Here is a 23769-nt window from a genome sequence, read left to right on the forward strand (position 1 = left end):
GTGCTTTCTTTAGTTTCAGGAAGGCAAAAATAGTGAATAAGAAAGGAGAGAGGGCTAAAAAGGAGGAGTTTGTATGGAAGAAATGAACCTTAGAGAACAAATTGTATTGACATATTATATTCATTATTATGTGGACAACGACCCCAATACAATGGCTGAACTGCATCATGCCTTATCAGAAGAGCTGGGAGAAACATATACAGAGACTTTGGAAGAGTTGAAAGAAGAAGGCTTAGTCAATGGCTTAGAGGCGCTTCCGGATTCCTATGTAGAGCAAGGGGCAGAAAAAATCACCAAACCTATGCTTACGAATAAAGGGGTCATGCTGATTGAAAATATACTGGACATACACTCCTATGCAGTAGAAAGGGATAAGCTGTCCTATATTCAAAATAACTTGGAGCGGAACAGCATTCGACTCACTGTCCAAACGCTAAAGAATTATTTGGAGAAAGCGAAGAAGGGGAGTGCAGAGGAATAAAGAAGAACGAATATCGCGCATATTAGGAAAGATAGCGGCTATATCATGTCGAGAGGAAAAGGCAGGGGTGGAGTAAAGAAAATGGATCAACCAAAGTATGATGAATCGAAGTACATCCAGCAGCATTTAGCGAATGAACGAACCTTCCTTGCCTGGCTCCGAACGGGGATTGCCATTATAGGTATTGGTTTTTTGGCCGTAACCTTGCATTTAAATTATGGCCCTTTAGTAAGTGAAGTGACGGACCGGCTTTCCGTTTGGATGATGGTAACATCGCTGATCGTAGGGTTAGGAGTACTGCTGACAGGTATGCTTAGCTATTTTCAAAAAAGAAAAGCCATTAATGAGTCTTCCTTCCGTTCATCTGGCGGGATGATCCTTCTCGTTACTTCTGCTGTCAGTTTGCTTGTTATACTGCTGGCTTTTTATTTTTTGCTCATCTTGTAAGGCTGCCGTTTTTACCAGCGAAAGTACAGGCCCGATAAGCGTATCGCGCCTGTATTTTTTTAGATCATTTATACGTGAACGTTGTCAAGAAAAGCTAGTAATTGGAGTGGAAGGCTGATCTCTGTAAGAACGGTAGGAGAGAATCTGTGCCGCTCCTTTCGTAACATCAAGCTGTAAAATATGGTTGTCCTTCTTTTCTAGATAATAAAAGGCACCATCATATTTCAGGTTATAAAACGTATACTCAGCCCCTAGCCAATTTCTTCTTTCTATGTTCGCTTCCGGGTGATTAGTAATGAACTCAGCCAAGTCAGAGACCGAAACAGCAGATGGTTTCTTCGGTCGCGAATTTACGTCCTCTTTCTTGTCCTTCATCATCTGAGATGCCTGATTGAGTGTTTGTTTAGCCTTTTGAACAATTCTATTAATATTCATCCTCCATATCGCCTCCTTTCTCTATATATTCCCGTTATTCAGTCAGTTATCCATAAAAATAAACGGTATTTAACCGTTAAATTTGTACCTTCATCTCTCATAAATAAATGATGGAAGATAACCTGACGCATGCCTGGCGGAACCCCTTCTTCTTTATTTATAATCAAATCATCCTTTACCGAAAGAAAAGCAAGTCTGAAGAATTTATACAAGTATAGAATTTCCCCATGTATTTACTTACATGAAGTACATAACAAAATGAAATTTTAAAAATTATAAAAAAATAAAGCGGTGTTAACTGGAATATTATTGATTTTTAGTTAAATAAGTACAAAACGCAAGAAGTGGATTAAATCAACAATGAAAGCGTTTTTTAATGCTGAAAGAAGATTCAAAAGAATCGTTATATATTTTTATATATCAAAAATAGATCGTTTTTATAAAAATTATATATTGTTCAGATTGGTTGTCCCGCCATACAATTAAGTCAAGAAAAGCGAATCAACCATCACATCAACGAATCACCAAATGAAAACGGTTGGTCACGAAACAGAAAGGGTGAGGGAAATGAAACCAATAACAACTCCAACAAAACAAGGACTATACGATCCGGCTTATGAACATGATGCATGTGGAATTGGGTTCATTGCCAATATAAAAGGAAATATTTCCCGAGAGATTGTTAAACAGGGTATCTCCATGCTCTGCCGGCTTGAGCACCGCGGCGGCCAGGGAAGTGATCCTCAGACAGGCGATGGAGCAGGCATTATGGTGCAAGTTCCACATTATTTTTTTCAGCAAACATGCAATGACTTAAATATACCAGAGACAGGAAACTACGGAGTTGGCATGCTGTTCCTGCCGCAAGACAAAGAAGAACGTAAATGGTTCGAACGAACATTCGAAGCCATTGTGCAGGAGGAAGAACAAACGCTTCTTGGTTGGCGTGATGTACCAGTGGATGCCTCACAGATCGGCCAAGCAGCAAAGGAGAGCCAGCCATTTATCCGTCAAGTATTTATTGAAAAATCAGATAAAAGTATGTCTGAACAAGCATTTGAACGGATTTTGTATGTTATTCGCAAGCGGGCAGAAAGTGAAGCGCTTAAAAGACAACTCATTACCTGTTATTTTGCCAGCTTATCCACACGGACCATCGTGTATAAAGGCATGCTGACTACTCAGCAACTTGATCAATTCTATTTGGACCTGCAGGATCCGGCTTTTCAATCAGCCTTTGCACTTGTTCATTCCCGATTTAGTACGAATACATTCCCTAGTTGGGAACGAGCCCATCCAAACCGTTATTTGATTCACAACGGGGAAATTAATACGGTACAGGGAAATATCAATTGGATGAAAGCAAGAGAGCAGGTCATGACATCTTCTGTGTTCGGTCCCCGTATGGAAAAAGTATTGCCAATTATAGATGAAAGCGGAAGTGATTCATCTTCGTTTGATAATTGCCTGGAGTTTTTCACTTTAGCCGGACGTTCTTTAGCTGAGACCGCCATGATGATGGTGCCGCAGCCGTGGGAAAAAGATGAAGAAATGAACGGCTTGTTAAAAGCCTTTTACTCTTATCACAGCCATTTAATGGAGCCATGGGACGGACCAGCTGCCTTTGCTTTCACGGATGGTCGTCAAATAGGAGCCACGCTTGATCGTAATGGACTTCGTCCGGCGCGTTACTGTATAACGGCAGACGATACAATTATCTTTTCCTCGGAAGCAGGGGCACTGGATATTCCGTCAGAACAAATCATTAAAAAAGGAAGGCTAAGCCCAGGCAGTCTGCTCCTAGTTGATTTGATAGAGGGGAGAATCATTCCGGACAAAGAAGTGAAGGAACAGGTTTCCAAGCAGCGTCCATATCGTCAATGGTTAAACGAACACAGCACTCATATTAATGAATTGCCCGTAGCGGAAGCGAAGGGTGGGAACAAAGAGTTCTCATTATTAAAGGTGCAAAAAGCCTTCGGCTACACAAATGAAGAACGCGCCAAGTATTTAGCACCAATGGCAAGAGAAGGAAAAGAGCCAGCGGGTTCAATGGGGAACGATACACCGCTAGCTGTATTATCAGAAAAGCCCCAGCTTCTCTACAATTATTTCAGGCAATTATTTGCTCAGGTTACTAACCCGCCGATTGATGCGATTCGGGAGGAGTTCGTTACTTCAACGACTACAATGCTTGGAGCTGAAGGGAACTTGCTTGAACTATCCGGGAAGAACTGTGAACGTATTCGGCTAGATACACCGGTTTGCTCGGATAAGGTTTTAACAAAGCTTCGTTACAACAATCATCCATCTTTCCAAACAAGAACATTTGACATGCTATTTGAAGCGGAATACGGTGAAGCGGCTCTAGAGTCAGCTTTGCAAGCGTTATTTCAATCCGTTGATCACGCGATTGAAGAAGGTATTTCTTTGGTTATTCTGTCTGATAAACAGCTCAATAGTCACCTAGCGGCCATGCCAGCTTTACTAGCTGTAAGCGGCTTACACCATCACCTTGTGCGACAAGGAACGAGAACAAAGGTAAGTATGATAGTAGAAACTGGTGAAGCAAGAGATGTCCATCAGTTATGTATGCTTGTTGGATACGGAGCAGACGTGGTCAATCCATATATTGCCTTCGCAGCTATTAAGGAGATGGCTGAGAAGGGTGAATTGGAACAAATAGATACAGATCAAGCGGTTAGCAACTATATTAAGGCAGCAACAAACGGCATGGTGAAGGTATTATCGAAAATGGGGATTTCTACTATACAAAGTTATAGAGGAGCACAAATTTTCGAGGCTGTGGGAATCGATGAATCAGTAATCTCTAGGTATTTTACAGGAACCGCTGCCCGTTTAGGCGGAATTAAGCTAGAGACAATCGCTAAGGAAACACTATTGCGGCACGAAGCAGCTTTCTCTGAAACAACTGTTGGGGCGTTAGAGGCAGGAAGTGACTTCCAATGGCGCCATGATGGTGAAGCCCATGCTTTTCGGCCTGGTACTATTCACTTGCTCCAGCGGGCTTGCCGGGAAAATAATTATGAACTCTATAAAAAGTATGCTTCCATGGCAAATGAGGAGCAGCTGATTTTCCTTCGTGGACTATTTAAGTTCAAAGACCGCACGTCCATTCCAATTGAGGAAGTGGAATCAATTGAGTCCATTTGCCGCCGATTCAAAACAGGAGCCATGTCGTACGGCTCGTTAAGCCAGGAAGCGCATGAAATTCTGGCTATCGCTATGAACCGCATTGGCGGAAAAAGCAATAGCGGAGAAGGCGGTGAGCACCCTAGCCGCTATACACCAGATGAAAATGGAGACTTGCGCCGCAGTGCGATTAAGCAAGTTGCGTCAGGACGATTTGGAGTATCCAGCCACTATCTAGTCAATGCTGATGAAATTCAAATTAAAATGGCGCAAGGAGCAAAGCCTGGAGAAGGCGGACAGCTGCCCGGCAATAAAGTATATCCGTGGATTGCTGAGGTGCGGGGTTCTACACCGGGAGTCGAATTAATCTCGCCTCCTCCGCACCATGACATTTATTCGATAGAAGATCTTGCCCAGCTCATTCATGACTTAAAAAACGCAAACCCGCAAGCGCGTATTAGTGTGAAGCTTGTCTCGAAGGCTGGTGTTGGCACGATTGCTGCCGGGGTTGCTAAAGGATTAGCGGATGTCATCTTAATCAGTGGATCAGAAGGCGGTACCGGAGCTGCACCAAGAACAAGTATTAAACACGCTGGCATGCCATGGGAAATTGGCTTAGCAGAAACACACCAAACATTAATGCTTAATGGTCTCCGCGACCGGATTGTTCTCGAGACAGACGGAAAAATGATGACCGGACGCGACGTAGCTATCGCCGCATTATTAGGTGCAGAAGAATATGGCTTTGCTACTGCTCCGCTTGTTGTGCTGGGATGTGTGCTTGTTCGGGCCTGTCACTTGAACACATGTCCAGTGGGAATTGCCACCCAGGATCCGGAATTGCGCAAGAAATTTATTGGCCAGCCCGAACATGTCGAAAACTTCATGAGGTTTATCGCACAAGATGTCCGTGAAATCATGGCGCAACTAGGATTTCGCACGGTCAATGAAATGATTGGACGTACAGATGCTTTAACGGTAGATGAAAAGGTGCAGGGACATTGGAAGGCAAAAGAAATGGATTTATCTTCCTTCCTGTATGTGCCTAATTCACCGGCGCAAGGAGGAATGTATAATCAGCGTCAGCAGGATCATGGTTTAGAAAGGTCGCTTGACTATAAGGAGATTTTAGAAGCATGCAAGCCGGCTTTGGAGAAAAGGAAGCCAGTGACGGCCGATTTCTCTATTCAAAATATTCAGCGAACTGCCGTTACGATGCTGGGCAGCAAAATTTCACAGTGCTTTGGCCAGGAGGGGCTGCCTAATGACACGATCCAATTAAACTTTACTGGATCTGCCGGACAAAGCTTCGGTGCTTTTGTTCCGAAGGGAGTAACGATGACACTCGAAGGGGAAGCGAATGACTATGTCGGAAAGGGACTGTCAGGCGGAAAAATCATTGTAAAGCCATCAATTAACTCAGCTATTGTCCCTGCAGAAAGTGTCATTATTGGAAATGTAGCTCTCTATGGAGCGACAGCAGGAGAGGCATACATCCATGGACTGGCTGGTGAGCGGTTTGCTGTTAGAAATAGTGGGGTGAATGCAGTAGTTGAAGGAATTGGAGGTCATGGCTGTGAATACATGACAGGCGGAAAAGTTGTTGTCCTTGGGGAAGTCGGCAAAAACTTTGCTGCTGGGATGACAGGTGGGATCGCCTATGTATACGCGGAGGAGCCAGGATCCTTTTATCAAACGTACAATCAAGAGCACGTGAATCTCGATCCTCTTACATCCGAAGCAGAGATAGAAGAGCTAAAACGGCTTCTCTCTAATCATTATCGTTATACGGAAAGTGAGCGTGCTTTATTCCTTCTTAACAACTGGGAAGATCATTTAACAAACTGGGTGAAAGTGATTCCGAAAGAGTACAAGAGAATGATGGAAGCAGAAGGCGAGAAAGATATTCATGCTGTTTCCTAGAATAGAAGCGAGCGAGGAACAAAAATGAAAGGAGCTGCGTTATGGGAAAGGTAACAGGTTTTATTGAATATGAACGGGAAACATCAGCTGAAAGAAGCCCCATTGAACGTTTGAATGACTGGAGTGAATATCAGCAGCCAATGCCGGAGCACAAGCTTCAAACACAAGGAGCGCGCTGCATGGACTGCGGCACTCCTTTCTGCCACACGGGGATACAGCTCGGACATGAAACGATTGGCTGCCCTTTATACAACCTGATTCCGGAGTGGAATGATTTAGCCTACAAGGGCCGATGGAGAGAGGCGCTCGACCGGCTCTTGCAAACCAATAACTTCCCTGAATTTACAGGGCGGGTTTGCCCGGCTCCATGCGAAGGGTCCTGTACAGTCGCTATTAACGACCCTGCAGTAGCGATCAAAAGTATTGAGCGTGCGATTATTGATAAGGGGTTCGATGAGGGATGGATCGTTCCAAGTCCTCCATCCGTCCGGACAGGGAAGAAAGTAGCCGTAGTTGGCTCTGGTCCTGCAGGTCTTGCCAGTGCCGATGAATTAAATAAAGCGGGCCACTCCGTCACTGTCTATGAACGGTCGGACCGTATTGGCGGCCTTCTCATGTACGGCATACCTAACATGAAGCTTGATAAGGAAATTGTTGAGCGCCGGGTAAAGCTCTTAGAACAAGAGGGGGTCCAATTTGTCACAAACACTGAAATTGGAAAAGATATCAGCGCTAAGGAGCTGCGTGAGAAATACGACGCTGTCATTCTTTGTACCGGCGCTCAGAAGCACCGCGACTTGACGATTGAGGGAAGAAGATCAGCTGGTATTCATTTCGCGATGGATTACTTAACGAAGAATACGAAAAGCTTATTGGATTCAAACCTTGAGGACGGTCAGTACATCTCTGCAGAAGGCAAGGATGTCATTGTAATCGGCGGAGGGGATACGGGGGCTGATTGTGTAGCTACAGCCCTGAGGCAAAAGTGTAAAAGCGTCGTTCAATTCGGCAAGCATCCACAGCTTCCGGCGGAGCGGGCAGCGGGGAATCCATGGCCTGAATATCCGCATACCTTTACGCTTGATTATGCCTATTCGGAAGCGGCTGCTCGCTTCGGGAGAGACCCGCGTGAGTATTCTATCTTAACGAAGAAATTCGTCAAGGACGATGCTGGCAATGTGAAAGAGCTTCATACCGTGCAGGTAGAAAAAGTGAAAAATGAAAATGGCCAGCTTGTTACCCGCGAAATCCCGGGAACCGAGAAAATTTGGCCAGCTCAGCTCGTACTAGTCGCCATTGGATTTAGTGGCCCAGAGGAAGAGGTGATTCAAGCGTTTGATGTTGAACAAGATGGGCGCAGTTGTATACATACGCCTGAAAACCGTTATACAACGACGATAGACGGCGTATTCGCTGCTGGCGATGTGCGCAGAGGACAAAGTTTAATCGTCTGGGCTATTCAAGAAGGCCGGGGAGCCGCTCAAGAATGCAATCATTATTTAACAAAGCAGACTGTGTCTGCATAAATAATTTATAGAAAGATGAAGGGGAGAATGAAAATGGCAAAGTTTACAAAAGAACAGATCTTCCAGATGGTAGAAAAGGAAAACGTGAAATTTATCCGCTTGCAATTTACAGATATTCTAGGAACGATTAAAAACGTAGAAATCCCAGTATCTCAGCTAGAGAAAGCACTAGATAATAAAATGATGTTTGACGGCTCCTCTATTGAAGGCTTCGTCCGCATTGAAGAATCTGATATGTATCTATATCCGGACTTAGATACATTTGTTATTTTTCCTTGGACAGCAGAGAAAGGAAAGGTGGCTCGCTTCATCTGCGATATTCATCATCCTGATGGCTCACCGTTTGAGGGAGATCCCCGCAACAACCTGAAACGCATCTTAGAGGAGATGAAAGCGCTCGGCTTTACAGATTTTAACCTCGGACCAGAGCCGGAATTCTTCCTTTTCAAGCTGGATGAAAAGGGCGCTCCGACATTGGAATTGAACGACAACGGCGGCTACTTTGACCTAGCGCCAACAGATCTTGGCGAGAACTGCCGCCGGGATATCGTGCTTGAACTGGAGGAGATGGGCTTTGAAATTGAAGCTTCCCACCATGAGGTTGCTCCGGGCCAGCATGAAATTGATTTTAAGTATGCGGATGCCATTCGTTCGTGTGACGATATTCAAACGTTCAAGCTGGTTGTCAAAACCATTGCTAGAAAGCACGGATTGCACGCGACATTCATGCCAAAGCCATTGTTTGGTGTCAATGGATCGGGGATGCACTGTAACTTGTCATTATTTAAGGATGGGCAAAATGCTTTCTATGATCCGAACGGTGAGCTTGAAATGAGTGAAACGGCACGCCAATTTATTGCAGGGATCCTCAAGCATGCTCACAGCTTCACAGCAGTGACGAACCCGACAGTCAATTCCTACAAGCGTCTCGTGCCGGGATATGAAGCACCTTGCTATGTTGCCTGGTCTGCAAGCAACCGGAGCCCGCTGATCCGAATTCCGGCTTCCCGCGGATTAAGCACCCGTGTTGAAGTTCGAAGCGTTGATCCTTCTGCAAATCCATATTTAGCACTTTCTGTTCTGCTGGCAGCCGGCTTAGACGGTATTAAAAACAAATTAACTCCGCCTGAAGCCATCGATCAAAACATTTATGACATGTCTAAGAAAGAGCGTGTAGAGAACAATATCGTTGATCTTCCGGCTACTTTGGCAGAGGCAATTGAAAGCTTCCAGGAAAATGAAGTCATGACAGCTGCGCTGGGCGAGCACTTGTGCGAACACTTTGTAGAAGCCAAAACCATCGAATGGGATCTGTTCCGTACGCAAGTTCATCCGTGGGAACGTGAACAGTATCTTTCACAATATTAATTTGATAAAGACTCATTCCAGCCATGCCATATAATTATGTGAATGAGTGGGACAGTTGCCCATTCATTCACATACAAATGAACAAAGGGGAGTTCTTAGGCAATTCCAAAATCACCATGGGAGAGTGGGATAACGAATGTGTGGAATCACCGGATGGATTGATTGGCACCAGGACTTGAGAGAACATGCATTCACTGTGAGGAAGATGGCTGGCACGCTGGAAAGACGAGGGCCTGATGCGACAAATGTGTGGAACAGCAGCCGAGCTGTATTAGGCCATACCCGGCTGGTTGTCGTCGATCCTGCTGGCGGAAGCCAACCGATGGAAAAAACAGTTAACCAGCATACGTACACGATGGTTTACAATGGGGAGCTTTATAATACAGAAGATATTCGAAAAGAGCTTTTGAAAAGAGGGTACTCTTTTCAATCACACTCCGACACGGAAGTATTGCTGACTGCTTATATGGAATGGAAGGAACAGTGTGTGGACTATTTAAACGGCATCTTTGCTTTCGCTGTTTGGGATCATAAAGAGGAAAAACTTTTCATGGCAAGAGACCGCTTGGGGGTAAAGCCTTTATTTTACACCGAGAAAAATGGAAGTCTTCTATTTGGATCAGAAATGAAAGCTTTGCTGGCTCATCCTCATATAAAGGCAGAGGTGACAGCAGAAGGGCTGCGGGAGATATTCGGGCTAGGACCATCCCGTACTCCGGGATGCGGGGTATTCCGGGGGATTAAAGAGCTCCGGCCCGCCCACGCCCTTACCTATCAGCGAGGCGGCTTGAAGCTATGGAGGTATTGGAATGTTGAAAGCGAGAAACATGACCAGTCATTAGACGAGACAGTAGAGCAGGTCAGGTTTCTTGTGAAGGATGCTATTGAGCGTCAATTGGTAGCTGATATGCCGGTATGCACATTTTTATCAGGAGGAGTCGATTCAAGCGCCATTAGTGCGATAGCCTCCAGCTATTTTAAGCAGGAAGGACGCGGCTCCCTTCACACATACTCTATTGATTATGCTCATAATAGCCGATACTTTCAAAAAAGCACATTTCAGCCTGATCAGGATGGACCGTGGATTCAAAAGGTAGGAAGTCATATAGGCTCTGTTCACCATTCAGCAATCATTCAAAATGATGTGCTGGCTGATTATTTAAAAGACGCCGTGCTCATGAGAGATTTGCCGGGAATGGCAGATGTCGATTCCTCTCTGCTTTGGTTTTGTGAAACGATTAAGGAGGATTTTACGGTTGCTTTGTCCGGTGAGTGTGCAGATGAAATTTTTGGCGGCTATCCATGGTTCTACAAAGAAGAGCTGCTTAAAGGCAATGGATTTCCATGGATGAGATCACAAAAGGCGAGGGAGGACTTACTGCTTCCGCATTGGAAGAAAAAGCTTGATCTCGAGGGCTATGCCCGGGAGAAATATGAAGAAACGGTAAAAGAAACGCCCCAGCTGGAGGGAGAGGCTCCACTAGAAGCGCGCCGGCGGGAAATGTTCTATTTAAACATGACCTGGTTTATGGCGACGCTCCTTGAGCGGAAAGACCGTATGAGCATGGGGGCAAGCTTGGAGGTACGCGTTCCCTTTGCTGATCATAGAATTGTAGAATATGCCTGGAATATACCATGGGAAATGAAAATGCTGAATGGACGGGAAAAGGGGATCCTGCGGCGTGCCTTAGAGGGAGTGCTGCCACATGAAGTCCTTTATCGAAAGAAAAGCCCTTATCCAAAAACGTACCACCCGCAATATACCGCGCTTGTCAGAGACATGTTAAGCCAAATCGCAGACAGCAAAACATCCCCGTTACTTGACTTACTCTCAAAAGAAAAAGTACAACACATCATTGACTCTAACGGCGCATCCTTTAAAGAGCCATGGTTCGGCCAGCTCATGACCGGCCCGCAGCTCATCGCCCACCTTGTCCAAATCAACACTTGGCTTGAACACTACAACATCAACATCATTGACCATTAATATTGCTTTAGTACTTTAATGTGCTGGGGGTCAGTCCCCCGTTACACTAACGCTTCACTGTAACGAAGGGCTGGCCCGCTAATAAAGGAGGAGTGGAAATGGATAATTTGTATTTTTTAAATAGTACATGGATTATGCTGGGGGCCATTTTGGTCATCTTTATGCAAGCCGGCTTTGTTTTACTGGAAGCGGGGTCGACCCGGATGAAGAATGCGGGCCATATCGCAGGAAAGACCGTGTTTACCTTTGGACTAGCTTCTATCGTCTTTTGGATCGTCGGCTATGGGTTTATTTTTGGGGAAAATGCGAACTTCTTCGTTGGCTTGTCTGACTTCTTTTACTCGGGAACAGAATTGGAAGGAAGCTCTTATTCAACAGCTGCATTTTTCGTGTTCCAATTGGCTTTCGCCGGCATCGCTTTGACAATTGCGACTGGCGGGTTTGCTGAACGGGCTAAGCTTTCTGTTTATCTTATTTTCTCTGTTATTTTTACTGCTCTTATTTATCCGGTGGTTGCCCATTGGATTTGGGGAGGCGGCTGGTTAGCTGAACACGGAAAGCAAGATTTCGCCGGCTCAACAGTTGTTCACTTAACAGGTGCCATGGCCGCTCTAGCAGCAACGATTTTATTAAAACCGCGAATTGGCAAGTTCAACAAAGACGGCACGGCTAATCAGCTTCACGGTCATAATCAAGTGTACACGGCTCTAGGTGTGTTTATTTTATGGATTGGCTGGTTCGGGTTTAATGCAGGAAGCACGCTGGGAGTAGAAGAAGCCTTCTTCGGATATGTGGCATTAAACACAAACTTAGCAGCCGCTGCAGGCGCTATTAGTGCCTTGCTGGTTTCCTGGGTTGTATTCGGAAAGTCAGACGTTCCCACCATGTTAAATGGTGCGCTTGCAGGGCTGGTTGCTATCACTGCTTCTTGTGCATTCGTAGATACATGGGCGGCGGTAATTATCGGTCTAATTGCAGGTGTTCTCGTCTTCTATAGCATGAGATTCTTTGAAAGAATGAACATTGATGACCCGATCTTTGCGCTTTCTGTTCACGGTCTTGCAGGGGTATGGGGGACCTTATCGACAGGGCTTTTCGCTACTCCGGAATTAGCGACTGTCGGTTTACCTGGTTTATTTTACGGAGGCGGCTGGACACAGCTTGGTGTACAAGCTATGGGTGTAGCAGTATCAGGAGCTTATGCTTTCATTGTTTCCTTCGCTGCACTGTACGTACTGAAGAAGGTATTAGGCGGATTAAGGGTGACACCTGAAGAAGAGCTGATCGGTTTAGATATGAGTGAGCACGGCAGCTACGGTTACCCGGAAGCATTTGAGCTAAAAGAACATAAAGTTGCTAAATAATCAGCAAGCTTAAGCGACAAGAGGAGTGAAAAAGTGGAGCAATCTTTTACTTCATTTAAGGAAATTAAGCATTGGCATGACCAGCATCTGTTAACTCATCAGTTTCATACTGATGAGTTAAATCATTTTCATGAGTCGATTCGGAAAAATATATTTTTTCTTACACTGAAAGAAGTAAAGCAGGAATACGGTTCTCCGCCATGTTCGTTTACCTGGTTTGTAGTCGGCAGCGCTGGCCGTTGGGAACAAGCGGTGCATAGTGACCAGGATCACGGCATTATGTTTGAAAAGTCTGGTGAGACAGAGGAGCGCTACTTTTTGCTGCTTGGAAAAAGGCTTTCTGAAAACTTATATTCCGCAGGGTATCCATATTGCGATGGGAAGGTTATGAGCCATAACCCTGTATGGTGCCGGTCGCGAGCAGAGTGGGCTGTCCAGGTGAAAAGATGGCTGGAGGCGGGAACGTGGGAGGCGTTCCGCTATCTGCATATTTTGTTTGATGCAAGAGAGGTCATTGGACCATCTGAACCCGTCCGCTGGCTCAAGAGGATTGTGGGCGAGTACCTTCATGAACATCCTTCCTTGCTTAAAGCGTTGATGGAGAATATGCTTCATGTAGAAAGTGGAGTGGGGCTTTTTAATCACTTTATCAAAGTGCGGTCCGGCCCTTACACAGGCAGCCTGGATATTAAGCATACGGCCTTCTTTCCATATGTGAATGCAGCTCGCATTCTTGCCATGAAGGAGAATATTGAGCGAACGGCCACATTGGAACGTCTCGAGGAACTAGGACGGTATGAGTGCTACAGTCAGCAGGCAGAAAGAGCTAAGAAAAATTTTCAGAAACTCCTGCATTACCGGCTCATGTACAGTGAAACGGCCCGTTATGAGGACGCCCATTATCTCTATGTCAATAAAATGAATGCAAAGGAAAAGAGTGAGCTTAAGCAGATCATCAAGGGTGGAAAAGAGCTTCACCGCTTTACCCAAGAGGTCATTGAAAGGGCGGTCCATTATGAATGTTAACTCCTTTATTCACTGGATGAAGCAGACGCATGGAAAGGTCAGCTCGGCAGTTTATGCTCCGATTGCCGGGCAAAACCGTTCCCAACAGCAGGCCTTTTTAAGAAGCTTAGAAAAAGAAAAGAAAAATAGCTTATATGTACCGCTGGATAAATTAAAGGTGGTCGTTTTTGACTTTGAGACGACAGGATTTTCGCCGGAGCAGGGCGATCAAATTTTATCAGTCGGAGCAGTGAAGCTTGAGGGCTGGCTAGTAAAAGAGGAACAAACTTTTTATTCGCTCGTCCAATTTAGCGGTGACCTTTCTCCAAAGATCAAGCAGTTAACAGGTCTTGAAGAGGCTGATTTGCGAGAGGCGCCGCCTCTTAGAGAGGTGCTTCTGAAATTTTATCAATATGCGGGCGGCGACGTTTTAGTGGCACACCATGCCAGTCACGAGAAGCGATTTCTCGAGCAGGCTACCTGGAAGCTGTTCAGGACCTCATTAAAGCACCGACTGATTGATACTTCCTTTGTTTTTAAGCTCGTGGATACCAACGAACAGCTCATCCGGCTGGAGGATTACTGTCAGCATTGCGGAATAGAAGTGAATAATCGCCATCATGCGCTGGGAGATGCGCGCTTGGCAGCTAAGCTGTGGAGTATATATATAAACAAGCTTTATCAGGATGGCTGCTATACATTGAAAGATATATATGAGCGCTTAGCTGTGTTAAGCCGTTAATATGGGTGATGCCCCCGCTATATTTTTGTGGAGACACTTCTGTATTCAAAAGTTTAGAAAAGAAAACGTTTTCTTTATCTGGTATACTAAATAAATACAGCATAAAAGGGGGATATTCACAATGGGAGAAGCAAGTATGTATGCTGATAAAATTCTGAAGAATGCAACGATTTATACAATGGATGAGTCACGGCCCCAGGCATATCAGCTGGCGATTGCGGGCGGAAAGGTTGTAGCTTTTGATGAGGAAGCAGAGCCGTACATCGGACCGGCTACTGAAGTCATAGATGGAAAAGGGAAAGCAGTGCTGCCAGGCTTAATTGAAAGTCATGCGCATCCTCTTCACTATGCAGCCAACCTGCAGCAGCTCGATTTGCGGACGGAAGTTACCCCGTCGATTGAAGATATTCTAGAAGCAGTGAGGCGAAAAGCGTCAGAGCTTCCAGCTGGGGAATGGATTATTGGAACGGGCTGGGATGACAGCAAACTAAAAGAGCGGAGGTTTCCAACGATTGATGAGTTAAGCGAGGCAGCTCCTGATCATCCTGTATTTTTAAAGCGAACTTGTATTCATAATGCGGTCGTTAATTGGAAGGCATTCGAGAAAAGCGGACTTACCGCTAATCCAGCGGACCCAGAGGGCGGGCATTTTCATCGGGATCCGGCAACTGGCAAATTAAGCGGGCTTATTCAGGAAAATGCGATGAAGGAATTTGATGTGCCGGCATTTACTGTTGAGCAATTCAAAGAAGCAATGAAGCAGGCGGAGCAGCAATTCTTCGAGTGGGGGATCACAACCATTCACGATATGGCTGTAACGAAAGAAGAGCTAACCGTCTATCAGCAGCTGCGAAAAGAAGGAGAGTTCCGGATGAAGGTCCGGCTCTGGCTCTGGGCAGTCACTCAAATGGGCTGGACAGGCGTAGAAGAAGAGGTGCTGGCTCTTGGCTTGGAAAGCGGGTTCGGTAATGACCATTTAAATATACAGGGGCTGAAATATATGCTTGATGGCAGTGTCGGAGGAAAAACGGCAGCCGTCTCAGAGCCTTTTGAAAACGATGGAGAGAACCGGGGGATTCTTTATATGTCGGAGGAAAAAGTGAAGGGCCATATCGCGCGGGCGGTTGAGAATAACCTGCGTGTATCTATTCACGGTATCGGTGAGCGGGCGATTGAGCAGGCGCTGAGGGCGATTGAACAAGCTGCTTCTCCTGAGAAAAACCGCCAGATGCGCCACCGAATTGAGCACTGTGCTCTGCCGACGGAGGAACAGCTGGAGCGAATTGCGGCTCTGGATGTGGTGGCTGCTTCTTCCATTGGCTTTGTTTATGCAATTGGAGACAGCTACTTGAAGAACTTGGGGGAAGAACGAGCGGAGCGGGTATTTCCGCACGCGTCCTTTAAGGCACACGGCATTAAAGCTCCAGGCAATTCGGACATGCCTGTTTGCCCGGGGAATCCGTTCTTTGGCATATACGCAGCAGTTACCCGCCGAACAGTAGGGGGGCAGCAGCTAGGGATGAAGGAAGCCATTTCAGTAGAAGAGGCCATAAAGGCTTACACTACCGAAGCCGCATATAGCGGGTTTGACGAGGAGATCATTGGCACACTTTCCGCAGGGAAATATGCTGACCTGATTATACTTGATGAAAACCCGTTCGAATTATCCACAGAAAGGCTGAAGGACATTCGTGTCTCCATGACTATGGTTGACGGAGAAATTGTATTTGAAAGAAGCAGGCATCCAGAAAGGATATCAGTTAATTAGAAGAAGCACCGGCCTGCACACCTGTCAGGCCGGTAAAGCTGTTATTGATATCGAATGCCTAAAATCATTTGATTTTGCAGCTGCTGAATTTGAAACCTCTTGCGGTGCAGCATTTCTCTCTGCTGCTCATTCGCACTGAGAAGCAGCTTGTCCAGCTCATTATAAGCGTTCTCAAGCATAAGCTGCGCCTCGTTAAAATCTCCGGCATTGTTGTGTTCCTGCCGGGCTGACTCCTCATATTGAGCCGCAGCAAAGTCAATGGCTTGCTGGCATTGCTCTAGACAATGATCCACAGATTCCCTTGTCGCCATTGTTCGTCCACTCCTTCCGGCATTGTGTGGTCTTTATTAGTATGATCATTTGAAAAGGAATTAACAGAGAGAATGCTTATCACTTTTGCAAAGTTTTTCTATACTAAAGGCATTCACTTTGACAAACAATGAAAGCAGGAGGTGCGTCTTATGAGTAAAAACAGAAACCGCGGCAATAAAGCATTCAGCGGTGTGAATCCGCAAGGCTATGCAGGAGGCGGCAAAGGAGACACAAGTCCGAAAACACAGCTGGAAGATCTTGCGAAACATCGCAACGCGAAACGGTAGATAATGAATAGGCCCCCGCTTAGTTAACGGGGGCTTTTTTTGTGAAAAATGTAGAATTTTTAAGGTGTGTTCAGTACGATGTACAAAGAGAAGGGTCTCTTAGCTAATCAGACAAAAGGAGGAGAAGGGATGGACGCGATTTACGAAGGAACCTTACAAAGCAACGGACAAGCATTCTATGTGCGCCGATTAACGCTTAATGATCTAGATAAGCTGATGTTCCTGCAGGAGAAGGTGATAGGGTCTCTTGAAGACAAGAGCGTGTTGCAGCCGTTAAGCAGAGAAGAATTCCGATACATATTAGAAGGAAATGGATTACTCGTCGGTGCTTTCACCGATACAGATTTTATTGCCTTCCGGGCGCTATTAGTGCCGCCTATTGATGAAGAGCATTTGGGCTGGGACATCGGCTTGACGAGGGAAGAGCTGGCGAGCGTCATCTATCAGGAAATATCAAATGTGCATTCTGATTATCGAGGAAACGGCCTGCAAAAGCAGCTAGCGTTCCTCATTATGGAGGAACTGAAGAAAATCGACCAGGCTTATAAGTATGTTTGCTGTACAGTGGCGCCGTTCAATATGCCAAGCTTGAAGGACAAATTTGCACAGGGAATGGAAATAGCCGCTTTGAAAGATAAGTATGATGGTATGCTTCGGTATATCTTCGTGAAAAAATTAGCTGAAAACCAGCCACGTGCATATGAACACGTACAGGCGCTGAAGATGGAAGATATTTCTGGCCAGCAGGCGCTTCTTGAGAAAGGCTGGCGCGGCTTTCGGATGTATGAGCAGGAAGGTGTGCCGGTTGTAGACTACGGTAAATAAGAGGAGAATCACACTATGAGGATTAGGCAAATCATTTTGAGGCATATGGAAATGGAGATGAAGTTTGCGTTTACGAATAGCTCGGCGACAGTACAGACGAAAAACTTTATTTTGATTGAAGCCCAGGATGAAGACGGCTTATCAGGCTGGGGAGAGTCTGTTGCCTTCACGGAGCCCTTCTACACGGAGGAGACATTTAAAACGAACTGGCACGTAATAGAAGATTTTTTAATCCCTATGCTCAAAGGGAAGGAGCTTCATCACCCAGACGAACTGGTTCCGCTTTTTGCTTCTGTGAAAAGAAACAAAATGGCCAAAGCCGCCATCGAAGGAGCGATATGGGACTTGTATGCAAAAAGGGCGGGAATCCCGCTGTACAAAGCGCTGGGAGGTGAGCGGACAGCGGTTGAAGCGGGTATTAGCATCGGCGTTCAGCCGACGATCGACGAACTGCTTTCAGTCATTAAGCAGCATGTAGATGAAGGGTATAAGCGAGTAAAGGTGAAAATCAAACCGGGCTGGGATGAAGGAATCCTCAAGGAAATCCGCCGCGCTTTTCCGTCTCTGCCTTTGATGGCAGATGCCAATTCTGCCTACCGGCTGGAGGATCTTCCGCTGCTCAAGCGATTGGACGAGTACGGGCTGATGATGATTGAACAGCCTCTCGCCTCTGATGATATTATTGACCATGCGATTATTCAACAGGAACTTGATACACCTGTCTGTTTAGATGAGAGTATTACGTCCTATGAAGATGCGAGAAAAGCGCTTCAGCTTGGCAGCTGCCGAGTCATTAATGTAAAGATTGGACGTGTTGGCGGTCTTACCGAGGCCAAGCGTATTCACGATTTATGCAGGGAAAAGCATATTCCTGTTTGGTGCGGGGGCATGCTTGAAGCAGGTGTAGGCCGGGCGCATAACATTGCCCTATCTACGCTTAGCCAATTTACACTGCCAGGAGACAACGCTGCCTCTTCCCGGTATTGGGTGAAAGACATTATCAAGCCGGAGGTTACAGTAGAAAGCGGTATGATTGATGTTCCGGAGCGTCCTGGTATTGGTTATGAAATAGATGAGGAAGCGGTGGAAAGCTTCACAATGATGAAAAGAGCATATAACCTGTAAATAATGAAACGCCGTACGCATGAAGAGGGAAGGGGTGTTTGAAAGCGTCTGCCTCTTTTGTATGTACGGGTTATATAGCTCATTAAACTTCATAAAATGCTGTTGATTGAAATAGAAGGCACAAGAGACCCCGTCAAGCGCCTGCAGTGGAAATCAACAGCCCTCATCTTAGAATAGAACAGGTGATAGACAAGTTTTTCTACAGTTTGAGCTATCCTATGCGATGGTTGTTTTTAATGGAATATATATGATGAAAATGTGCTATAATGAAGATAAGGGTACCCTCTGCGGGTATAATAGAACATGAGGGGGAAGCAAATGGAGGCGCATGAAGAGGTAGTAAAAGCCACTCACAGAGATGATATAGAAAAAGAACAGCTCATTAACCGTCTGAAGAGAATTGAAGGTCAAGTGAGAGGTATTCAAAACATGATTGAAGATGATCGTTACTGCATAGACGTACTCACACAAATTTCTGCAGTAAATGCAGCGTTAAAGAAGGTCAGCCTGCATATGCTCGAGCGGCATACAAGCCACTGCGTAACGGATGCCATACAAAATGGGGAAGGGCAGGAAGCCATTAAAGAGTTAATGCAAGTATTTGAACGGTTCGCTAAAGCGTAAAAGACGAGAAAATCTTGTTTGTTGATTTACCCTACAGGGGTATGGTAACATAAAAAGGAGCTAAGGATTAGAGGAGGCTGAATATGATGGAAAAAGTAACATTAAATGTAGAAGGTATGTCCTGCCAGCATTGTGTGAATGCTATTGAATCCAATGTCGGCAGCCTAAGCGGCGTAGAATCAGTTACGGTGGATTTAAACAAAGGTGAAGTAGAGGTATTTTATAACGACGAAGAAGTTTCTCCTCAAGCGATTGCAGATGAAATTGAAGAACAGGGATACGATGTAAAATAATACAGCGTGCCGGGCAGCCGGTACGCTTTTTTTATTGAAACAGCGTACACAATCAGAGGAGAGGGCAATAGTAGAAAATAAATAGACGAATATATAAGTAAAACAATTACATTTTTAGGTGGGAAACGAGGCCGGTTAGGGTATAACAATAGAGATAATTTTCTTCATACAATCACCATTTTGAAGGCAGATGGAAAGAGGGGGACTTCTATGAATAACCGTACTATTGCTGCTGCGTTGACAGCTGTTGGCGCGGGAGCTGCTTGGATGATGCGGAAAAGGCAAGGAAAGAGAAAGGAGGTACAGATGACAAGCAGTATCGTCGACTCCATTGAGCAAAAAACTGATGAAATTACCTTCTTGTTAAGCGAGAAAAATAGGAATTATCGCGTATATAGAGATAATCAGCTAATCTACTCAGGAGCACATTCCCGTATCACCGACCAGTCACTTACCCCGGCGACAAGCTACTTATATACCATTGAACGGACGGATGCATCAGGCCGTATGCTCGATATTATCCAGGTTCAAACCTCGACTTTACCCGAAGAGAGGAATGAACGAAATGTTCTCCAGGATCTAGTTATTACAGCTGCCGCAGGAAACTCGCTCATTATGCTGGAGTGGGAGCCCATTGAAGGAGTAGAGGAGTATATCGTTTATCGGAACGGAAAGAAGGTGGCTCGTATAACAGATTGCTTTCTCATCGATCCTTCTATCCGGCACGATAAGACGTACACATATTTAATCAAAGCCAGGCGCCCGCTGATGCTTTCTGAAAGAAGCAATAGCGAGGAGAGGTTTGCGGCAGCTGGTGTATTCGGCTTTTTCAAGAAGGGTGCCTCGGAAAAGGAAGCGGCCATGGAAGAGTTTCGGATTGTTAAACAATTCCCGCCTATTGAAAAGCTTTTACGACCGGAGGAGAAGAAAGCAAAAGAGAACGGCTGGATGCTTCGATATACGACATTTCTTACAAATAAGTGGCTCAAAAACCCTAACTTTCTCTCTAAGTATCGTTATTTTGCGGGGGACAACAGGGGCTTTGATCCCGAAGCTGCCTCTTATCGAACAAGAGCGGATGTGACGATCCGGTTTGCAGAAGACGGCTTAGATGTTAATTTATCAAGCGATATTGGTACGACGAAAGCCTATGGCTGGAGCAAGAAGTTTAAAGAGGAAGGCAGAGCATCAAGCGATGGAATTCAGATGGAAGAAACAGACCGGTCTGATGAAAAGGTATCCTTCCGTTTAAGCCATGCGGTGGGCAATCCATTGATGGTGACAGCCCCGCCGGTAGATTATGAGGTGTGTGCTTCTTTTTATAAGAGGGGGCACTATGATATGACGGGTACTCATGACCAATCACCACATCATGAAGTTTATGTAAAAAGAGAAGGCAGCGACAATTGGATTCCCATTCACCAAGCGAGAAGCAAGGGTCTTGAATGGATGGCTGCACCTATGGCTGACCAGTTTTGGCGTGTATCTAATTTCAAATAAATAAAAAGCAAGACGACAATGTATTGCCGTCTTGCTTTTTATTTATTAAGTGTGATGGTAAAGCTTACAGGAATCTCGCTCGAATATGAGGAGGAGGAAGCATGCAGCTTTGTTTTTGTCCGAACCACTTGTAGCGGTTCTTTGCGAGATAATCGTATGCGAATTCGCGAATTGGACGAGGAATAAGGACGAAGGCATATAGCAGCTTCCAGGCACCTTTTAGATGACGCGCAATTCGCAGGGCTGCAGTGGATTTATAATAAACCTTGTCTCCTTCAATTAACAACATACTGTCTACGTCATCACGAACTTGATGCTTTTCCTGTAATTCCTCACCGGCTTCGCTTTGCAGGGAAGCAAAGTGAAACAGGCCTTCCGGGTCCCGATTAAGAATAAATTGTACGCTGGCATCGCAGAAATTACAGTCACCATCGAATAGAACGACAGGATGCTTGTGAGTATTTACCATGTTGTAGAAAATCTCCTTTCTTTGTTGATTGCTTCTTAATGATTAAGAGGATAGGAGCGGTTACTCATCTTTTCTTCAAAGGCATGAGGAGGTACTTGCTGTGTTGGCAGACTCTCCTTCAGCTGTTCAAGCTGCAAAGCCTCTTCTTCATAATGAAGATTGTTTGTATATGTCTTTTGGAAACAAATTATACCTTTAGGAGATTCAATGAGCGCTTGAACAGTTAATTCGGTGCTTGTCCCTCCCGTATCTTCATCTCCCAGGGAAGCAGGAGAGGCGGGATTCTCTTGCTGGCATATGAGCAGTTTCTTTTCTCCTCTTATACCCTGGGCATCTTCTATGAATGTATCTAGATTCTGTGTACAGTTCAATTGAATCACCTCTTTTTTTCTTTTACCTTTTTTGGCACAGAATAACCCTCTTCCCGAAAGAAAAGCTGGTATATGAAAAAAATATATATATAAAAGGTTAGCTTATATTGCGGAAAATTCAGATAATAAATACAGTTAAATCAATAAGATACCAGAAATTTGGCAGGCTTTACTAAAAAAGAAAATAAAGGAGGGAGTTAATTTTTTCTAAATTTTTTGATAAACTAATAATTGTGGACTAGATATGAATGAAATACTAGGCGTTAAGACTCGCTGAAAGAGAAATTTATACATTTTTTAAAGCAGTAATAAATAGATAAAGTAATAAATAGATAAATAGAAGAGTATAGATAGAAAGGTATTCAACAGCCACTGGTGCCTGGGAGGGGAATTTGAGGTGACGCAAGATTATATAGCTAACGCGGAAGAGGGGCGGTCGACGAACTGGATTGTCTCTTTAATTGAAGAAATCAAGCATTCCAACAGCGCTATTTCCACAGAATCTTCCATTGAAATTTTAACTACTCTGTTAGAATTGAAGCAGTTAGTGGGGGAGCAAAATCAGATGATCGCCGAAAGAGAACGCCTGTTTTTAGAGATCACTGAAAACATATCAGAAATCATTACTCTTTTTGATGTGACAAGGCAGGAAGTTCTGTATATTAGCCCTTCTTTCAATAAAGTCTTCGGCAAGGAGATGAAAGCCGAAACCTTCTATGATAATCCGCATTTTGTTTTAGAGAAGATTCATGAAGAAGACAGGGAGGCATTTAAAGAGCTATTCTTTAATCCAAAAGCTGCCCCTAAGGAACTTGAGTTTCGGTTAAAAGAGGGGAAACATCATCAAATAGAATGGTTGAGGACAAGAATCAGCCCGATTGTGAATGGACAAGGGAAAGTAACCCGGCACATTAGTGTAACGCAGGATATTACAGAAATTAAGCAGCGGGATCAGCTGATGAAAAAGTGGGATACGCTTGGCGTAATGGGACAGCTGGCCGCTGGGATTGCCCATGAATTGAGAAATCCATTGACATCGGTAAAAGGATTTATGCAGCTGCTCGCGACCGAAACGAATAATAAGTACAGCGATATTATTCTATCCGAGTTAGAGCGCATTGAATATATCATGAATGAATTCCTTGTGCTGGCGAAACCGAAGCAGGAGATCCAATTGGTCAAAGAGAATATCAATGACATTCTACAAGCGATTACAGTATTTATGAATCCTGAAGCTTTGATGAATAATGTGGTGGTTACTACCTCATTTGAGCAAAAGGAAGCCTTCGTCTACTGTGAAGAAAAACAAATTAAACAGGTGATTATGAATCTAATCAAGAATGCTATTGAAGCAATGCCCGAAGGCGGAAACATCAATATTAGAACATCGAGGCGGGAGGACGGATTGATTGCTGTAGAAGTGCAGGATGAAGGCGTCGGCATGTCTAAGGAACAACTGGAACGCCTAACGGAGCCCTTCCGCTCAACGAAGGAGAAGGGGACAGGTTTGGGGGTTATGATCAGCTACAAGATTATTGAAGATCATAAGGGTATACTTACTTACTCCAGCCAAGAAGGAAAAGGGACAACCGCTTCCATTCTTTTGCCGGAAGCGATTGAATAGAAAGCATCACCTAGCGATGCGATGCAGAAGCAGCCCAGCAGCTGCTTTTTTCTTGTGTGCCAGGCATGGCAACTATCTAGGTGGTGAGAGTCCACTGTGGGGGTACACATCGACCAACCACTAAGGAAGCGCAAGGTACT

Annotated in this window: 21 protein-coding genes; 17 read left to right on the forward strand and 4 right to left on the reverse strand. The window is 45.0% G+C overall.

Annotated features, from left to right (window positions below):
• Positions 1–73 precede the first annotated feature (73 nt).
• Positions 74–481: a hypothetical protein gene (locus QY97_RS08710; RefSeq protein ID WP_039237681.1), complete on the forward strand. Its 408-nt coding sequence runs from the start codon at positions 74–76 to the stop codon at positions 479–481.
• An 81-nt stretch (positions 482–562) separates the two neighbouring features.
• Positions 563–928: a YidH family protein gene (locus QY97_RS08715; RefSeq protein WP_039237682.1), complete on the forward strand. Its 366-nt coding sequence runs from the start codon at positions 563–565 to the stop codon at positions 926–928.
• Positions 929–1012: 84 nt separating this feature from the next.
• On the opposite strand, the gene QY97_RS08720 is transcribed toward QY97_RS08715, so the two are convergent.
• Positions 1013–1363 (reverse strand): hypothetical protein, encoded by a 351-nt coding sequence (locus QY97_RS08720; protein ID WP_039237683.1) that lies wholly within the window; start codon positions 1361–1363, stop codon positions 1013–1015.
• A 567-nt stretch (positions 1364–1930) separates the two neighbouring features.
• Here QY97_RS08720 and gltB point away from each other — a divergent pair.
• The 8 genes from gltB to QY97_RS08760 all read left to right on the forward strand — a co-directional run bounded on the left by gltB (position 1931) and on the right by QY97_RS08760 (position 16199).
• Entirely contained in the window at positions 1931–6439 is a 4509-nt protein-coding gene (gene gltB / locus QY97_RS08725) for a glutamate synthase large subunit (RefSeq protein ID WP_039237684.1), read from the forward strand.
• A 41-nt stretch (positions 6440–6480) separates the two neighbouring features.
• Entirely contained in the window at positions 6481–7965 is a 1485-nt protein-coding gene (locus QY97_RS08730) for a glutamate synthase subunit beta (protein ID WP_039237685.1), read from the forward strand.
• 33 nt (positions 7966–7998) lie between these two features.
• Positions 7999–9333 carry a type I glutamate--ammonia ligase gene (gene glnA, locus QY97_RS08735; RefSeq protein WP_039237686.1) on the forward strand — a complete coding sequence of 445 codons (1335 nt, stop codon included), beginning with the start codon at positions 7999–8001 and terminating at the stop codon, positions 9331–9333.
• A 136-nt stretch (positions 9334–9469) separates the two neighbouring features.
• Positions 9470–11320 carry an asparagine synthase (glutamine-hydrolyzing) gene (asnB, locus tag QY97_RS08740; RefSeq protein ID WP_039237687.1) on the forward strand — a complete coding sequence of 617 codons (1851 nt, stop codon included), beginning with the start codon at positions 9470–9472 and terminating at the stop codon, positions 11318–11320.
• A gap of 98 nt (positions 11321–11418) precedes the next feature.
• Entirely contained in the window at positions 11419–12684 is a 1266-nt protein-coding gene (locus QY97_RS08745; RefSeq protein ID WP_039237688.1) for an ammonium transporter, read from the forward strand.
• 33 nt (positions 12685–12717) lie between these two features.
• Positions 12718–13710, forward strand: coding sequence for a DUF294 nucleotidyltransferase-like domain-containing protein (locus tag QY97_RS08750; protein ID WP_039237689.1), 993 nt, complete (start codon positions 12718–12720; stop codon positions 13708–13710).
• Entirely contained in the window at positions 13700–14431 is a 732-nt protein-coding gene (locus QY97_RS08755; RefSeq protein WP_039237690.1) for an exonuclease domain-containing protein, read from the forward strand. The genes QY97_RS08750 and QY97_RS08755 overlap by 11 nt, the downstream gene beginning before the upstream one ends.
• Before the next feature lie 121 nt (positions 14432–14552).
• On the forward strand, positions 14553–16199 hold the full coding sequence (locus QY97_RS08760; RefSeq protein ID WP_052728945.1) for an amidohydrolase: 1647 nt from the start codon (positions 14553–14555) through the stop codon (positions 16197–16199).
• Positions 16200–16240: 41 nt separating this feature from the next.
• On the opposite strand, the gene QY97_RS08765 is transcribed toward QY97_RS08760, so the two are convergent.
• Positions 16241–16510 carry a YtzC family protein gene (locus QY97_RS08765; protein WP_039237691.1) on the reverse strand — a complete coding sequence of 90 codons (270 nt, stop codon included), beginning with the start codon at positions 16508–16510 and terminating at the stop codon, positions 16241–16243.
• 150 nt (positions 16511–16660) lie between these two features.
• Between QY97_RS08765 and QY97_RS20250 the strand changes: the two genes are divergently transcribed.
• The 6 genes from QY97_RS20250 to QY97_RS08790 all read left to right on the forward strand — a co-directional run bounded on the left by QY97_RS20250 (position 16661) and on the right by QY97_RS08790 (position 21165).
• Entirely contained in the window at positions 16661–16798 is a 138-nt protein-coding gene (locus tag QY97_RS20250; protein ID WP_099098547.1) for a small, acid-soluble spore protein L, read from the forward strand.
• Between the two features lie 129 nt (positions 16799–16927).
• Positions 16928–17623, forward strand: coding sequence for a hypothetical protein (locus QY97_RS08770; RefSeq protein WP_039237692.1), 696 nt, complete (start codon positions 16928–16930; stop codon positions 17621–17623).
• A gap of 15 nt (positions 17624–17638) precedes the next feature.
• Positions 17639–18748, forward strand: coding sequence for an o-succinylbenzoate synthase (gene menC / locus QY97_RS08775; RefSeq protein ID WP_039237693.1), 1110 nt, complete (start codon positions 17639–17641; stop codon positions 18746–18748).
• 318 nt (positions 18749–19066) lie between these two features.
• Complete coding sequence (locus QY97_RS08780; protein ID WP_039237694.1) at positions 19067–19372, forward strand: metal-sensing transcriptional repressor; 306 nt, start codon at positions 19067–19069, stop codon at positions 19370–19372.
• Positions 19373–19458: 86 nt separating this feature from the next.
• A complete protein-coding gene (copZ, locus tag QY97_RS08785; protein ID WP_039237702.1) occupies positions 19459–19665 on the forward strand; it encodes a copper chaperone CopZ in 207 nt (68 codons plus the stop codon).
• A gap of 210 nt (positions 19666–19875) precedes the next feature.
• On the forward strand, positions 19876–21165 hold the full coding sequence (locus QY97_RS08790; protein ID WP_039237695.1) for a DUF3238 domain-containing protein: 1290 nt from the start codon (positions 19876–19878) through the stop codon (positions 21163–21165).
• Positions 21166–21229: 64 nt separating this feature from the next.
• Here QY97_RS08790 and QY97_RS08795 read toward each other — a convergent pair whose 3' ends face one another.
• Together QY97_RS08795 and QY97_RS08800 are read right to left on the reverse strand one after the other, a co-directional pair.
• Positions 21230–21634, reverse strand: a complete 405-nt coding sequence (locus QY97_RS08795; RefSeq protein ID WP_039237696.1) for a thiol-disulfide oxidoreductase DCC family protein — start codon at positions 21632–21634, stop codon at positions 21230–21232.
• Between the two features lie 35 nt (positions 21635–21669).
• The gene (locus QY97_RS08800; protein ID WP_039237697.1) at positions 21670–22005 is read right to left on the reverse strand and encodes a hypothetical protein; all 336 of its coding nucleotides are present in this window, start codon (positions 22003–22005) and stop codon (positions 21670–21672) included.
• 397 nt (positions 22006–22402) lie between these two features.
• Between QY97_RS08800 and QY97_RS19540 the strand changes: the two genes are divergently transcribed.
• Positions 22403–23629, forward strand: a complete 1227-nt coding sequence (locus QY97_RS19540; protein ID WP_052728946.1) for a PAS domain-containing sensor histidine kinase — start codon at positions 22403–22405, stop codon at positions 23627–23629.
• The last annotated feature ends 140 nt before the right edge of the window (positions 23630–23769 follow it).

Origin of the sequence: Bacillus thermotolerans, assembly GCF_000812025.2 — a bacterium.
GTDB classification, from domain to species: Bacteria; Bacillota; Bacilli; order Bacillales; family Domibacillaceae; genus Quasibacillus; species Quasibacillus thermotolerans.